Here is a 15655-nt window from a genome sequence, read left to right on the forward strand (position 1 = left end):
GTGCAATCAATTGAAGACATCTGGCAGGAAACACTGCAAATCGTCAAAAAAAATATGAGTAAACCTAGTTACGATACATGGATGAAATCAACAACCGCTCATTCACTTGAAGGTAACACGTTTATTATTTCAGCGCCCAATAATTTTGTACGCGATTGGTTAGAGAAGAGCTACACACAATTTATCGCTAACATTTTGCAAGAAATAACTGGTCGCTTATTTGATGTCCGCTTTATTGATGGCGAGCAGGAAGAAAACTTTGAATACACTGTGATTAAACCAAATCCAGCATTAGATGAAGATGGTATTGAAATTGGAAAACATATGCTTAATCCGCGTTATGTTTTTGATACATTTGTCATTGGTTCAGGGAACAGATTTGCCCACGCAGCATCACTTGCAGTAGCCGAAGCACCAGCGAAAGCGTATAATCCGCTTTTCATTTATGGCGGAGTTGGCCTTGGTAAAACACATTTAATGCACGCAGTTGGCCATTACGTTCAACAACATAAAGATAATGCCAAAGTAATGTACCTTTCCAGCGAAAAATTCACTAATGAGTTTATTAGCTCCATCCGAGATAATAAAACCGAAGAATTCCGTACAAAATACCGGAATGTTGACGTCTTACTTATTGATGATATTCAATTTTTAGCCGGTAAAGAAGGAACGCAAGAGGAATTTTTCCATACATTTAATACGCTTTATGATGAACAAAAACAAATTATTATTTCCAGTGACCGACCACCAAAAGAAATTCCTACACTGGAAGATCGGCTTAGATCCCGCTTTGAATGGGGCTTAATTACTGATATTACGCCACCAGACTTAGAAACACGGATCGCCATTTTACGTAAAAAAGCAAAAGCAGACGGACTTGATATTCCAAATGAAGTCATGCTTTATATTGCAAACCAAATTGATTCGAATATTCGCGAGCTAGAAGGTGCACTCATTCGAGTAGTTGCTTATTCTTCCCTCGTTAATAAAGATATAACAGCTGGTCTTGCGGCTGAGGCTTTAAAAGATATTATCCCCTCTTCTAAATCACAAGTTATTACGATTAGTGGGATTCAAGAAACAGTGGGCGAATATTTCCACGTTCGTTTGGAAGATTTTAAAGCAAAAAAACGGACGAAAAGTATTGCATTCCCGCGCCAAATCGCAATGTATCTTTCAAGAGAACTTACAGATGCCTCATTACCAAAAATCGGTGATGAATTTGGTGGACGAGATCATACAACCGTCATCCATGCACATGAAAAAATATCGCAACTACTAAAAACCGATCAAGTGTTGAAAAATGACCTTGCTGAAATTGAAAAAAATTTAAGAAAGTCACAAAATATGTTTTAATAGACCTGTGTACAATGTGGATAACTGGAACATACTTACCCACAAGTTATCAACATGTGGAAAACTTTATGTCGCATAGCTTAAAACATACTTATCCACAAATCCACAGTGCCTATTACTATTACTACGATTTTTTATTAATTAATTAAAGGTTTTTGAGGTTTTACAAAATATAAAAAAATGGGGGATACTCATGAAATTTGTTATTGAGCGTGATCGTCTTGTCCAAGCAGTCAATGAAGTTACTCGTGCCATCTCTGCAAGAACAACGATTCCAATTTTAACGGGGATAAAAATAGTCGTAAATGATGAAGGTGTTACTTTAACCGGTAGCGATTCTGATATTTCCATCGAAGCATTTATTCCATTAATCGAAAATGATGAAGTAATTGTAGAAGTTGAAAGTTTTGGTGGTATCGTTCTTCAATCCAAGTACTTCGGTGATATTGTTCGTCGTTTACCTGAAGAAAATGTCGAAATTGAAGTTACTACAAATTATCAAACTAACATTAGTTCTGGCCAAGCTTCCTTTACACTAAACGGCTTAGATCCAATGGAATACCCTAAATTACCAGAAGTTACTGATGGTAAAAATATTAAAATTCCTATTAATGTCCTTAAAAACATTATTAGACAAACTGTTTTTGCTGTTTCTGCTATCGAAGTTCGCCCAGTGCTTACAGGTGTTAACTGGATTATTAAAGATAACAAACTTAGCGCAGTTGCAACCGATAGTCATCGTCTAGCATTACGTGAAATTCCACTTGAAACAAATATTGACGAAGAATACAACATTGTTATTCCAGGAAAAAGCTTAGCTGAACTAAATAAAATTTTAGACGATGCAAGTGAATCCATTGAAATGACACTCGCAAATAATCAAATCCTATTTAAATTAAAAGATTTATTATTTTATTCTCGTTTACTGGAAGGTAGTTACCCAGATACATCACGCTTAATTCCAACTGATACTAAATCAGAACTTGTCATTAATTCCAGAGCATTTTTACAAGCGATTGACCGTGCTTCCCTACTTGCTCGCGAAAACCGTAATAACGTTATTAAATTAATGACCCTTGAAAATGGACAAGTTGAAGTATCCTCTAACTCTCCTGAAGTTGGGAATGTTTCGGAAAATGTCTTTAGTCAAAGCTTTACTGGTGAAGAAATTAAAATATCCTTTAACGGTAAATACATGATGGATGCATTGCGCGCATTTGAAGGCGATGATATTCAAATCTCCTTCTCTGGCACAATGAGACCTTTCGTACTTCGACCAAAAGATGCTACTAATCCAAATGAAATTTTACAATTAATCACGCCGGTTAGAACTTACTAATCTCGCAAAAAAGCACATCCGTCTTGGTTTCAAGGCGGATTCTTTTTTTGTTATAGTACAGATTTTGAATAAAAATGTATATTTATGCAAATGGAGGTAATTCTTAGCATGATGAAAGACATGACAACAGGTAACCCGACAAAATTAATCTTTTTATTCGCGATGCCGATGTTGATTGGAAACTTATTTCAGCAATTTTATACGATGATTGATGCCGTTATTGTCGGGAAATTTGTAAGTGTAGATGCCCTTGCTGCTGTTGGGGCGACAAACTCAGTCAATTTTTTTATGATTTCTTTGATTATTGGACTTATGAGCGGTATTTCTGTCGTAGTAGCGCAGTATTTTGGTTTTAAAGATTATGATCGTTTAAAAGATGTAATTGCTACTGCAACGTATGCGGTGGTTTTTTCGGCGATTATTTTAACTATTGCTGGCGTTTTACTTGCGAAGCCACTTCTTATTTTACTTAGAACACCTGCTAATATTTTGGATGATTCTACTATCTTTTTAACCACTCTTTTTATTGGGATTTTACCGATGAGTCTGTATAACGGGATGGCCGCGATACTTCGAGCTCTTGGAAATTCGATTACACCGCTGATTTTTTTGATTTTATCGTCTTTAATGAATATTGCATTAGATTTTTTATTTGTTGTTTATATGGGTATGGGCGTTCGCGGTGCTGCGATTGCAACGGTTTTATCCCAAACAGCTGCAGCAATTGCCGTTATTTACTATGCTTATCGCCACGTGCCTTTTATGCGAATAGAGCGTGCCAAATTCAAGCTTTCCACCCCACTACTTAAAGAAATGGTGCGAATTGGGCTTCCTTCTGGTTTACAAGGATCATTTATTTCTATCGGGAATATGGCACTTCAAAGTTTAATTAATGGTTTTGGTTCGTCCGTTGTTGCGGCATATACTGCAGCGAGTCGAATTGATTCACTTACATATCAACCAGGAATTGCCTTTGGAGCTGCCTCCTCGATGTTTGCTGGTCAAAATATCGGTGCTGGAAAAATTGATCGTGTTCGCGAAGGTTTTTGGTCAGGAATAAAAGTAGTTACAGCCATCAGCATTGGAATAACGATTTTAGTTCAACTTTTCGCTCGGCAATTTTTATTACTATTTGTAGATTCTAGCGAGACAGAAGTTATTAATATTGGTGTGAGTTACTTACTTATAGTGTCGCTATTTTACGTCGTTGTAGGGATTTTATTTGTTGTGCGGGAAACTTTGCGTGGTACTGGAGATGCGATGGTACCTTTAGCAATGGGGATTTTCGAGTTAGTTTCAAGGCTTGCTATCGGATTTATTTTATCCCTTTATATTGGTTATGTTGGGCTTTGGTGGGCGACCCCAGTTGCTTGGATCACCGCGACGATGCTCGGAGTATGGCGATATAAATCAGGAGCTTGGCAAAAAAAGGCAGTTATCCGACGAAAATAACCATTTTAATAAAAAAACGCCACAGAAGCTCATATTTTCTTTTTTTTAATAAATAATATCCCCCCATTAGTTTTGCTAAAAAAAGCTGAAAAACGAATATATGAAAATATTCTTTGTATTATTAGCAAAACTTTAGTAAAATAGAAGGTAGTGATAAAAAAAGATTGGGCGTGAAATTTTTGGCTGAAACAGTAAAGATAAATAGTGAGTTCGTAACGCTTGGTCAACTTTTACAAATGATTGATGTAGTTTCAACTGGAGGAATGGCAAAAGCGTACCTTAGTGAAAATACGATTTACATCAACGGAGAGCAAGATAATCGCCGGGGGAAAAAGCTTCGTAATGGCGATGTTATCTTAGTTCCTGGTGTTGGAAAAGTGAAAATTGAGCAAGGATAATAGCAGATGCATTTAGAAAGCATTGTTTTAAGAAATTTCCGTAATTATGAAAACTTAGAACTAGAATTTTCCCCGTCTGTGAATGTTTTCCTTGGAGAGAATGCACAAGGTAAAACCAACCTTTTGGAAGCTGTGTTGATGCTTGCTCTTGCAAAATCACATCGGACAACCAATGATAAAGATTTTATTATGTGGGAAAAAGAAGAAGCCAAAATGGAAGGGCGAGTAGTGAAGCGCGGGCAAACAGTGCCTTTAGAGCTTGCTATCACCCAAAAAGGCAAGCGAGCTAAGGTCAACCATTTGGAACAAAAGAAATTGAGCCAATATGTTGGTAATTTAAACGTGGTTATTTTTGCCCCAGAAGATTTATCGCTTGTGAAAGGTGCTCCAGGAGTTAGGCGCCGATTTTTAAATATGGAAATCGGACAGATGCAGCCGATTTATTTGCATAATTTAAGTGAATATCAGCGGATTTTGCAGCAACGAAACCAATATTTGAAGATGTTGCAAATGAAACGTAAAGTTGATCCAATGTTGCTTGATATTTTAACAGAGCAATTTGCAGATGTCGCCATTAATTTGACGAAAAGACGAGCTGATTTTATTCAAAAACTAGAGGCATATGCAGCGCCAATTCATCACCAAATTTCACGAGGATTAGAGACACTTAAAATCGAGTATAAAGCTTCTGTCACCCTTAATGGGGACGATCCCGAAGTGTGGAAAGCTGATTTACTTCAAAAAATGGAATCAATCAAACAAAGAGAAATCGACCGTGGTGTCACACTTATTGGGCCACATCGGGATGATTCTCTGTTTTATATTAATGGGCAAAATGTGCAAGATTTTGGTTCACAAGGCCAACAGCGGACAACGGCACTTTCTGTGAAATTAGCGGAAATCGACCTTATCCATGAAGAAACTGGTGAATATCCGGTTCTCTTACTCGATGATGTGCTCAGTGAACTAGATGATTATCGTCAATCGCATTTGCTCGGAGCTATTGAAGGAAAAGTACAAACCTTTGTAACAACCACAAGTACGAGCGGAATCGACCACAATACGCTTAGACAAGCAACGACATTTTATGTAGAAAAAGGTACAGTAAAAAAATCCTAATTTAGGTTAATATAATTTGATGAAAAAGAAAGTGCGGTGGAATAATTAATGTCAGAAGAAAATATTACAAATGTACATGAAAGTGCTTCAGATTATAACGAAGATCAAATACAAGTACTAGAAGGCTTAGAAGCAGTAAGAAAAAGACCTGGTATGTACATTGGTTCAACTAGCCAACGTGGACTCCATCACCTTGTATGGGAAATTGTTGATAATGCAATAGATGAGGCCCTTGCTGGTTTCTGTACTGAAATTGAAATTACAATTGAAGCTGATAACAGCATTACTGTTCGCGATAACGGACGTGGAATTCCAACTGGGATTAACGAAAAAATCGGCCGTCCAACAGTAGAAGTAATCTTTACAGTTCTTCATGCCGGCGGTAAATTCGGCGGCGGCGGATATAAAGTATCAGGCGGACTTCACGGAGTTGGTGCATCGGTAGTTAATGCCCTTTCCACATCCCTTGAAGTATACGTTCACCGTGAAGGACAAAAATATTACCAACGTTTTGAACGCGGTGATGTAGTCATGGATATGGAAGTACAAGGTGAAACAGATTACCGTGGAACTATTGTTCACTTTACGCCAGATCCACAAATTTTCACTGAAACAACAGAATTTGATTTTGATACGCTTCGTACTCGTACGCGCGAACTTGCTTTCTTGAATCGTGGCTTAACTATTTCGATTGAAGACAAGCGTGAAGAGCACAAAGTTCGTAAAGATTTCCACTATGAAGGCGGAATTCGTTCTTACGTGGAGCATTTAAATAAAGCAAAAGACGTTATCCATGAGCCACCAATTTATTTGGAAGGCGAACGCGATGACATTATGGTTGAGATTTCCATGCAATATAATACTGGATTCTCAAGTAATATCATTTCATTTGCGAATAATATTCATACGTATGAAGGCGGAACTCACGAATCTGGATTTAAAACGGCTTTAACGCGGGTTATTAACGACTATGCGCGCCGAAATAAATTATTTAAAGATAGTGATGATAATCTTTCCGGTGAAGATGTTCGTGAAGGTTTAACTGCTATTATTTCCATCAAACACCCAGATCCACAGTTTGAAGGACAAACAAAAACAAAACTTGGAAATTCAGAAGCTCGTTCTATCACGGATAAGCTGTTTTCTGAGGCTTTAAATAAATTTATGATGGAAAACCCAGATGTAGCTAAAAAAATCGTTGAGAAGGGCGTTGTGGCTTCTCGTGCACGTTTGGCTGCTAAGCGCGCCCGTGAAGTTGCTCGTAAAAGCAGTGGTCTAGAAATTTCTAGCTTACCTGGTAAATTAGCTGACTGTTCTTCCCGTAACCCTGAAATTAGCGAACTTTACATCGTTGAGGGTGACTCAGCTGGTGGTTCAGCTAAACAAGGTCGTGACCGTTTATTCCAAGCGATTTTGCCGATTCGTGGTAAAATTTTGAACGTGGAAAAAGCTCGTTTAGACCGTATTTTAGCTAACGAAGAAATTCGAACTATTTTTACAGCGATGGGTACTGGTTTTGGTGGAGATTTTGATGTTTCTAAATCTCGTTACCACAAATTAATTATTATGACTGATGCCGACGTTGATGGTGCACATATTCGTACACTACTTCTTACGCTATTTTATCGTTATATGCGTCCTCTGCTTGATGCAGGTTATATTTATATTGCACAACCACCGCTTTATCAAATTAAGCATGGTAAACAAATCGAGTACGTATATAGTGACGGACAATTAGAAGATTATCTAGCAAGCCTTGATGGAGACACTAAATACAGCATTCAACGATATAAAGGTCTTGGAGAAATGAACCCAGAGCAACTTTGGGATACAACCATGAATCCAGAACACCGTACACTACTTCAAGTGAATATCAAAGACGCTATTGATGCCGATGAAACTTTTGAAATGTTGATGGGTGACCGCGTGGAACCTCGTCGTAAATTCATTGAAGACAACGCGCAATACGTTAAAAACTTGGATGTTTAATAAATATTTCCCGGGTAATAATTGGGTTATTAATTGTTTTTAAAAGGTATGAACTAGATTCAGCCTTACTTTTGAAAGGGAGGTTTCTCTAACAATGGCAGAAACACCAAATCAACGAATAACAGAGATAAACTTGAATAAAGAAATGCGGACATCATTCTTAGACTATGCGATGAGTGTAATTGTTGCCCGCGCCCTACCAGATGTTCGTGACGGATTAAAACCAGTTCACCGTCGAATTTTATATGCGATGAATGACCTAGGTATGACTTCTGATAAAGCGTATAAGAAATCAGCACGTATTGTTGGGGAAGTTATTGGTAAGTATCACCCCCACGGCGATACAGCGGTTTATTTTACAATGGTTCGGATGGCGCAAGATTTTAGTTATCGTAATATGCTAGTTGATGGACATGGTAACTTTGGTTCTGTCGATGGTGATATGGCGGCAGCGATGCGTTATACGGAAGCACGTATGTCAAAAATTTCGATGGAACTACTGCGCGATATCAACAAAGACACAATTGATTATGCTGATAACTATGATGGTTCAGAACGTGAGCCAGTTATTTTGCCAGCACGTTTCCCTAACTTACTTGTCAATGGTTCGTCAGGTATTGCGGTTGGTATGGCTACGAATATTCCTACCCATCATCTGGGTGAAGTAATTGACGGCGTTTTAGCCCTTAGTCATGATCCAGAAATTAGTATTCGTGATCTAATGGAACATATTCCAGGACCCGACTTCCCTACTGCTGGGATGATTATGGGTCGTAGCGGAATTCGCCGTGCTTATGAAAGCGGTCGTGGTTCTATTACCGTTCGCGGTCGTGTTGATATTGAAGAAAAGAAAAATGGTAAAGAAACAATCGTTATTACCGAAATTCCTTACCAAGTAAATAAAGCGCGCCTAGTTGAGCGTATTGCCGAACTAGCTCGTGAGAAAAAAATTGACGGAATTACTTCTCTAAACGATGAATCTGACCGTTCCGGAATGCGCATTGTCATTGAAGTTCGTCGTGATATTAGCGCAAGTGTTATCGTGAATAACTTATTCAAAATGACAGCACTTCAAACCACTTTTGGTATTAATATGCTGGCACTTGTCGACAATCATCCAAAAGTACTTAATTTAAAAGAAATCCTTTATCATTATTTAGAACATCAAAAAGTAGTTATTCGTCGCCGTACGGAATTTGAGCTTCGTAAAGCAGAAGCGCGTGCTCATATTTTAGAAGGTTTACGAATTGCGCTTGATAATATTGATGCGATTATTAAATTAATTCGTGGATCAAAAACTTCTGATGTAGCCAAAGAAGGCTTAATGACTCAATTCAACCTTTCTGATAAACAAGCGCAAGCCATTTTAGATATGCGTTTGCAACGTTTAACAGGTTTGGAACGCGAAAAAATTGAAGAAGAATATCAAAACTTAGTGGCATTAATTAACGATTTAAAAGCCATTTTAGCTGATGATGAGCGTATTCTTGAAATTATTCGTGAAGAATTAGAAGAAATCAAAGTTAAATATGCGGATAAACGTCGTACTGAAATCTTGGCTGGTGATTTAGTGAGCCTTGAAGATGAAGACTTAATCCCTGAAGAAGAAGTGGCGATTACGCTAACTAAACGTGGCTATATTAAACGTTTACCATTATCAACTTATCGTAGCCAACGTCGTGGTGGTCGTGGTATTCAAGGTATGTCTACTCATGAAGATGATTTCGTAGAGCACCTTGTTGCAACGAGCACGCATGATACGTTACTATTCTTCACTAACACGGGTAAAGTTTACCGTTCAAAAGGTTATGAAGTACCTGAATACGGTCGTACCGCGAAAGGTATTCCAATCATCAACTTACTTGGAATCGAAAGCCAAGAACAAGTGAATGCCGTGATAAATCTATCCGAATTCACTGATGACAGCTACCTATTCTTCACTACTAAACACGGTGTCGTGAAGCGTACCACCCTTTCTCAATTTGCGAAAATCCGTCAAAGTGGTCTTCGTGCTGTAGAACTTCGCGAAAACGATGAACTAATCTCTGTTCAAATGACAGATGGTAGCAAAAACATGATTATCGCAACGAAACATGGCCAATCTATCTACTTCCCAGAAGAAAATATCCGCGTAATGGGCCGTACAGCTGCCGGTGTCCGTGGTATTAGACTTCGTGAAGACGATGAAGTTATTGGTATGGAAGTACTAGAAGACGATGAAAAAGTACTCGTTGTAACAGAAAAAGGATATGGTAAACAAACGCCAGCCTCCCAGTATCCGCTACGTAATCGTGGTGGTATGGGTGTTAAAACCGTTACAATTACTGAGAAAAACGGTAATTTAGTAGCAATGAAAACTGTTACTGGTGAAGAGGACTTAATGTTAATGACCGTGAGTGGCGTATTAATTCGTTTTGAAATCGATACTGTTTCTCAAACTGGTCGTAGCGCAATGGGCGTCAAACTAATTCGCCTTGATGAAGATGAAAAAGTAGCCACTGTTGCAAAAGTGCCAAAAGAAGAAGATGAAGTTGAGCTTGAGGAAGAAATCGACGAAACTCTAATCACACAAGTTCCTGATGAAAGTTTTGAAGATGCTCCTGGAAGCGACATAGAAGAATAAAACGAAGCTGGAAATGACTCTAATTTATGAATTAGAATGATTTTCCAGCTTTTTTTCAGCATTAAAAAGCGCTTTTTGGCTGTATTTTATGTATAATATCTTTAATACGTCTAAAAAAGAGAAGAGTTGAAAAAATGCGCAAACTGGTCCAATTTCTGTTTATAGCAGTAGTTTTATTTTTAGTGGAATATGTTTTAATCAACCAAGCAGCTATCTTATTCTTAATAACAAGTGGAATCATCCAACTATGCGGGGTTATTATCGCAATTCGGCTACTTCTGTTCGATCAGCGGAATACTAGCTCAAAAGTCGCTTGGATTGCCGTTATTTTCATTTTGCCAGTGCTTGGAACAATTAGTTACCTTGTGTTTGGTAGAAATCCAGCAACTAGAAAATTCAGTACAGCTCAAGTGATGGAAAAAGCTAAATTAATTAATGCGATTCATGCAATTCCAAACAACACCAATGAAAAATTACCAAGGCTTTCTAAAAGAATTGCGCATTTAACGTCCATAGAGCCGATTAAGGGAAATAAAATTGAAATATTAACAAATGGTGAGGAAACTTTTCCAGTGCTCCTAGACGCGCTTAGAAAGGCTGAAAACCATATTCACATTCAATATTACATTTTTAAAACGGATGCGATTTCTACAGAGATTCGTGATATTTTGGTGGAAAAAGCGAAATCCGGTGTTGAGGTTAGGTTTATGTTTGACGGTCTTGGATCAAGCAAACTGAGTAAAGCCTTTTTAGCTCCTTTGAAAGAAGCTGGAGTTAGTATTCACGCATTTGACCCAATTGCCTCCCCTTGGATTGTAAGAACAGCCAACTTAAGAAATCACCGTAAAATTGTTGTGATTGACGGACAAATTGGCTTTACAGGTGGACTTAACATTGGGGAAGAATATCGCTCTAATACACCAGATTTTCGTGTCTGGCGTGATACACACATGAAAATCACAGGACAGGCTGTTATCGAACTTCAAGAATCTTTTCTAAATGATTGGATTTATATGGAAAATCAGGCTGGGGCTGCTGATCAATTTATTAGTGAAGCTGGATTACAACAATATTTTTCACCAGTTGATGTAGGTGATGAATGGGCGCAAGTGATATACGGCGGACCATATGATAAAGAAAAATGGGTTCGTGATTCGATGCTTGATTTGATTGATTCCGCTAAAGAATCAGTTTGGATTGTATCGCCCTATTTTGTTCCAGATGAGGAGGCTCTTGCGGTTATTCGCCGGGTTGCAATGAGTGGTGTCGACGTACGGGTTATTATTCCTGGAAAAGGCGATCGCGGGATTTCATTCCACGGAAGTAATGCTTATGTAAAAACGATGATTGAAGCAGGCGCGAAAATGTATGCTTATGCCGATGACTCTTTTGTTCATGCAAAAGCAATGCTTGTGGACGGAACACGTGCGGCTATTGGAACTGCCAATTTTGACGTGCGAAGTTTTAGATTGAATCATGAATTAATGGTATTCTTATATGATGAAAGTGAGGCTATGCTTCATTTAAAACGTGATTTTAAGAAAGATTTTGAAGATAGCCGACTATTTACGATGAAAGATATGGAAAATAAACCATTATTGACTCGTATAAAAGAAGTTCTATCCAGTTTACTATCACCAATTTTATAATTTAGGAGTGGAAAAATGAGTGGAGATTTAAAACTTAGACCGCTTGAACGAGAAGATTTAAAATTTGTTCACCGGTTAAATAATGATGCGAAAATTATGTCTTACTGGTTTGAAGAGCCATATGAGGCATTTGTCGAGCTTCAGGAGCTATATGATAAGCACATTCACGACCAATCAGAGCGCCGTTTTATTTTAGAATTAGATGGTCAAATGGTTGGACTAGTTGAGTTAATGGAAATTGATTATATTCACCGGAGAGCGGAATTTCAAATTATTATTGATCCTAAGTTTCAGGGGCATGGTTACGCTGTTTCTGCCACAAAACTCGCGATGAAATATGCTTTTCATGTACTAAACCTGCATAAACTATATTTAGTAGTTGATAAAGTAAATGAAAAAGCAATTCATGTCTATGAAAAAGTTGGTTTTATTCGTGAAGGCGAGCTAATTGATGAATTTTTTGTTGATGGAACATACCACGATGCAATTCGGATGTGTATTTTTCAACATCAATATCAAGAAATGGATATTTAAAAGGTGATTGGCGTGGGAAAAGTTGCGCCAGTCATTGTTTTGGGTCAAAAAAAGTTCTATAATAAGGTTTTAGTGAAAAAATTATGGTATCATGAAGTATTAAAGTTTGTATTATTTTGATGGAGAAAGGATTGGCGTGCATTGGCTACAGGCATTGGGACAGCTAAAATGATATTATGCGGAGAACATGCAGTTGTATACGGAGAACCGGCGATTTCAGTCCCATTTACACAAGCAATAGTAACGACAAATGTAGAAACTTCTACAAAAACCAAATTTTCTTCGGCATTTTTTACAGGTGATTTAGAAAATATGCCTGATTTCTTAGCAGGAATCAAAGCATTAGTAGTAGATGTTTTAAATGAAATTGGTAATGGTGAAAATGTATCTATTCATGTAACTTCAGGCGTTCCGATTGGCCGAGGATTAGGTTCAAGTGCTGCAGTAGCAACAAGTATTGCGCGTGGCTTATATAAATACTTCAATCAAGAATTAGACTCTAAAAAACTATTAGCAATTGTAAATGCAGCAGAAAAAATTGCCCACGGAAATGCTAGTGGAGTTGATGCGATTACAGTCGTGAGTGAAAAGCCCGTATGGTATGAGCGAGATCGAAAACTAGAAATTATGCATTTTCCTAAAAAAATTACTTTTGTAGTAGCAGATACTGGCGTTCCAAGTGAAACCAGAGATGCAGTAAAAGATGTGCAAATTTTATACAAAGAAAATCAAGCTGAAATAGGAAAAATAATCCACCAACTCGGTGATATTTCCCGGGAAATAAAGTTGCATTTAGAAGGCGATGCTGACACTGTGAAGATAGGTGCTGCAATGAATAAAGCTCAATCTTATTTGGAAACTTTGACAGTTAGTGATAGCAGTTTAGAAAAATTAATTAAAGTAGCTAGAAGTAATGGCGCGGACGGGGCAAAACTTACAGGTGGCGGTAGAGGCGGATGTATTATCGCTGTAGCAAAAAATCAAGAAATCGCTAAACAAATAACGAAGGCGCTTCATAATGCTGGAGCTGCACAAGAATGGATTTTTACGATTGGAGAAGGTAGTTATGAGAGCGACAGCCATCGCACACACGAATGTGGCGCTAATTAAATACTGGGGAAAACGCGATGAACACTTGATTCTACCTGCAAACAGTAGTTTATCCTTCACGGTAGATAAATTTTATACAAAAACAACGGTAGAATGGGACGAAAACTTAGCCCAGGATACATTTATTTTAAATAATGAACAAAAAACGGATGCAAAAGTAGCTCGTTTTATAGATAAAATGCGTGAAGAATTCGGTATTTCAGCAAAAGCAAAAATCACTTCCGAAAATCACGTTCCAACTGCGGCCGGGCTTGCTTCATCGGCTTCTGCATTTGCAGCTCTTGCGCTTGCTGGATCTAGCGCTGCTGGCAGAAAAGACACAAAAGAATACATTTCCAGACTGGCTCGTTTCGGGTCTGGTTCTGCTTCTCGTTCCGTTTTCGGAGATTTTGTCATTTGGGAAAAAGGCGAACTCGCGGACGGTAGTGATTCATTTGCAGTACCTTTCACCAATAAATTATGTGACAAAATGTCTCTTGTAGTCGCAGTCGTTTCTGATAAAGAAAAGAAAGTTTCTAGTCGGGATGGAATGCGCCTAACTGTGGAAACATCTCCGTTTTTCGAAAAATGGGTTTCTGCTGCTGAAACAGACTTGGAAGAAATGAAACAAGCTATTTTGGAGGAAGATTTCATCAAAGTTGGCGAAATCACAGAACGAAACGGAATGAAAATGCATGCGACAACGCTTGGTGCAGAGCCTCCTTTCACTTATTTTCAACCTTTGTCGCTAGAAATAATGGATGCAGTTAGAGAATTGCGTGAAAACGGCATACCAGCCTATTTCACAATGGATGCTGGTCCAAATGTTAAAGTTATTTGTGAGCGTGAAAATGAAAATATTGTAGCAGAGAAGTTGTCAGGTTTGGCTAAAAACGTTCTAATTTGCCACGCTGGTAAGGAAGCGAGTGTTATATCAGATGAAAAATAAACTACAGGTTAAAATACCCGGAAAATTATATGTTGCTGGTGAGTATGCGGTGGTAGAATCCGGTCACACAGCCATTCTAACTGCAGTTAATCGTTATATAACGCTAACTCTTGAAGATAGTGAACGCAATGAATTATGGATTCCACATTATGAAAATCCAGTTTCATGGCCAATTGGCGGAGAACTTAAACCAGACGGGGAACATTGGACATTTACAGCTGAAGCAATTAATATCGCGACAACTTTCCTAAAATCAGAAGGTATAGAACTAACTCCTGTGAAGATGGTCATTGAAACAGAATTAATCGATCAGTCTGGCGCAAAATATGGACTCGGTTCAAGCGCAGCGGCTACGGTTGCTGTAATCAACGCGTTAATGACGAAATTTTATCCAGAAATATCAATGCTTAAAAAATTCAAACTAGCTGCCCTTTCACATTTAGTTGTGCAAGGTAATGGTTCTTGTGGTGATATTGCTTCTTGTATGTATGGCGGCTGGATTGCTTATACGACGTTTGATCAAGAATGGGTGAAGCATCGTTTGGCTTATAAATCACTCGAATGGTTTATGAAAGAGCCTTGGCCAATGCTTCAAATTGAAACATTAGAAGAACCAGTACCGACTTTTTCTGTAGGTTGGACGGGCACACCTGTAAGTACTGGAAAACTAGTTTCGCAAATTCATGCATTTAAGCAAGAAGATAGCAAGAATTATCAACATTTTTTAACTAGAAATAATGAGATTATGAAGCAAATAATTCAAGCTTTCCATACGAAAGACGAGGAATTGCTCTATTCATCTATTAAAGAAAATCGGCGCATTCTTCAAGAACTCGGAACAAAAGCTGGCGTAAATATTGAAACAAGCTTGCTAAAAGAACTCGCGGACTCAGCCGAAAACATGGGCGGCGCAGGAAAATCATCTGGCTCTGGTGGTGGCGACTGCGGAATAGCTTTCTCGAAAACGAAAGAACTAGCCGAAAAACTTGTCAATGAGTGGGAAAAGCTTGGTATTAAACATTTACCTTTCCATACAGGGAGAGTTCAAATTACTGAATAAATTTTAAGCAGCAAACTAAAATAAATAGTTTGTTGCTTTTTTGTTTCGAATTTCACAATCTAGGGAATAGTGAACAGAATGAAAGTTTGTGAAATATT

The 15655-nt window shown here is 38.1% G+C and carries 12 protein-coding genes; all 12 read left to right on the forward strand.

The features are described from left to right. Window positions 1-1356: a chromosomal replication initiator protein DnaA gene (gene dnaA, locus PQQ29_RS00585; RefSeq protein ID WP_003759425.1), complete on the forward strand. Its 1356-nt coding sequence runs from the start codon at window positions 1-3 to the stop codon at window positions 1354-1356. A 193-nt stretch (window positions 1357-1549) separates the two neighbouring features. Further along, on the forward strand, window positions 1550-2695 hold the full coding sequence (gene dnaN / locus PQQ29_RS00590) for a DNA polymerase III subunit beta (protein WP_003772721.1): 1146 nt from the start codon (window positions 1550-1552) through the stop codon (window positions 2693-2695). A 108-nt stretch (window positions 2696-2803) separates the two neighbouring features. Next, entirely contained in the window at window positions 2804-4147 is a 1344-nt protein-coding gene (locus tag PQQ29_RS00595; protein WP_033533735.1) for an MATE family efflux transporter, read from the forward strand. Between the two features lie 179 nt (window positions 4148-4326). Further along, entirely contained in the window at window positions 4327-4545 is a 219-nt protein-coding gene (yaaA, locus tag PQQ29_RS00600) for a S4 domain-containing protein YaaA (protein ID WP_010990152.1), read from the forward strand. A gap of 6 nt (window positions 4546-4551) precedes the next feature. Beyond that, complete coding sequence (gene recF, locus PQQ29_RS00605) at window positions 4552-5664, forward strand: DNA replication/repair protein RecF (RefSeq protein WP_010990153.1); 1113 nt, start codon at window positions 4552-4554, stop codon at window positions 5662-5664. A 48-nt stretch (window positions 5665-5712) separates the two neighbouring features. Continuing rightward, on the forward strand, window positions 5713-7653 hold the full coding sequence (gyrB, locus tag PQQ29_RS00610) for a DNA topoisomerase (ATP-hydrolyzing) subunit B (protein WP_003772716.1): 1941 nt from the start codon (window positions 5713-5715) through the stop codon (window positions 7651-7653). A gap of 94 nt (window positions 7654-7747) precedes the next feature. Next, window positions 7748-10276 (forward strand): DNA gyrase subunit A, encoded by a 2529-nt coding sequence (gene gyrA, locus PQQ29_RS00615; protein WP_003772715.1) that lies wholly within the window; start codon window positions 7748-7750, stop codon window positions 10274-10276. 134 nt (window positions 10277-10410) lie between these two features. After that, window positions 10411-11925, forward strand: a complete 1515-nt coding sequence (gene cls, locus PQQ29_RS00620) for a cardiolipin synthase (protein WP_003759452.1) — start codon at window positions 10411-10413, stop codon at window positions 11923-11925. Window positions 11926-11940: 15 nt separating this feature from the next. Continuing rightward, window positions 11941-12459 carry a spermidine N1-acetyltransferase gene (speG, locus tag PQQ29_RS00625; RefSeq protein WP_003725621.1) on the forward strand — a complete coding sequence of 173 codons (519 nt, stop codon included), beginning with the start codon at window positions 11941-11943 and terminating at the stop codon, window positions 12457-12459. A 141-nt stretch (window positions 12460-12600) separates the two neighbouring features. After that, window positions 12601-13569 carry a mevalonate kinase gene (mvk, locus tag PQQ29_RS00630; protein WP_003772714.1) on the forward strand — a complete coding sequence of 323 codons (969 nt, stop codon included), beginning with the start codon at window positions 12601-12603 and terminating at the stop codon, window positions 13567-13569. Next, a complete protein-coding gene (gene mvaD / locus PQQ29_RS00635) occupies window positions 13526-14497 on the forward strand; it encodes a diphosphomevalonate decarboxylase (protein WP_041918343.1) in 972 nt (323 codons plus the stop codon). The genes mvk and mvaD overlap by 44 nt, the downstream gene beginning before the upstream one ends. After that, on the forward strand, window positions 14487-15557 hold the full coding sequence (locus PQQ29_RS00640) for a phosphomevalonate kinase (RefSeq protein ID WP_003743309.1): 1071 nt from the start codon (window positions 14487-14489) through the stop codon (window positions 15555-15557). Before mvaD ends, PQQ29_RS00640 begins: the two co-directional genes overlap by 11 nt. Window positions 15558-15655: the final 98 nt, after the last annotated feature.

Origin of the sequence: Listeria innocua (assembly GCF_028596125.1) — a bacterium.
GTDB classification, from domain to species: domain Bacteria; phylum Bacillota; class Bacilli; order Lactobacillales; family Listeriaceae; genus Listeria; species Listeria innocua.

What these genes read in the sequence shown, in the direction of transcription:
- dnaN (WP_003772721.1), top strand. Translation starts at nt 1,550, where the DNA reads ATGAAATTTGTTATTGAGCGTGATCGTCTTGTCCAAGCAGTCAATGAA.
- PQQ29_RS00595 (WP_033533735.1), top strand. Translation starts at nt 2,804, where the DNA reads ATGATGAAAGACATGACAACAGGTAACCCGACAAAATTAATCTTTTTA.
- recF (WP_010990153.1), top strand. Translation starts at nt 4,552, where the DNA reads ATGCATTTAGAAAGCATTGTTTTAAGAAATTTCCGTAATTATGAAAAC.
- gyrB (WP_003772716.1), top strand. Translation starts at nt 5,713, where the DNA reads ATGTCAGAAGAAAATATTACAAATGTACATGAAAGTGCTTCAGATTAT.
- gyrA (WP_003772715.1), top strand. Translation starts at nt 7,748, where the DNA reads ATGGCAGAAACACCAAATCAACGAATAACAGAGATAAACTTGAATAAA.
- cls (WP_003759452.1), top strand. Translation starts at nt 10,411, where the DNA reads ATGCGCAAACTGGTCCAATTTCTGTTTATAGCAGTAGTTTTATTTTTA.
- speG (WP_003725621.1), top strand. Translation starts at nt 11,941, where the DNA reads ATGAGTGGAGATTTAAAACTTAGACCGCTTGAACGAGAAGATTTAAAA.
- mvaD (WP_041918343.1), top strand. Translation starts at nt 13,526, where the DNA reads ATGAGAGCGACAGCCATCGCACACACGAATGTGGCGCTAATTAAATAC.
- PQQ29_RS00640 (WP_003743309.1), top strand. Translation starts at nt 14,487, where the DNA reads ATGAAAAATAAACTACAGGTTAAAATACCCGGAAAATTATATGTTGCT.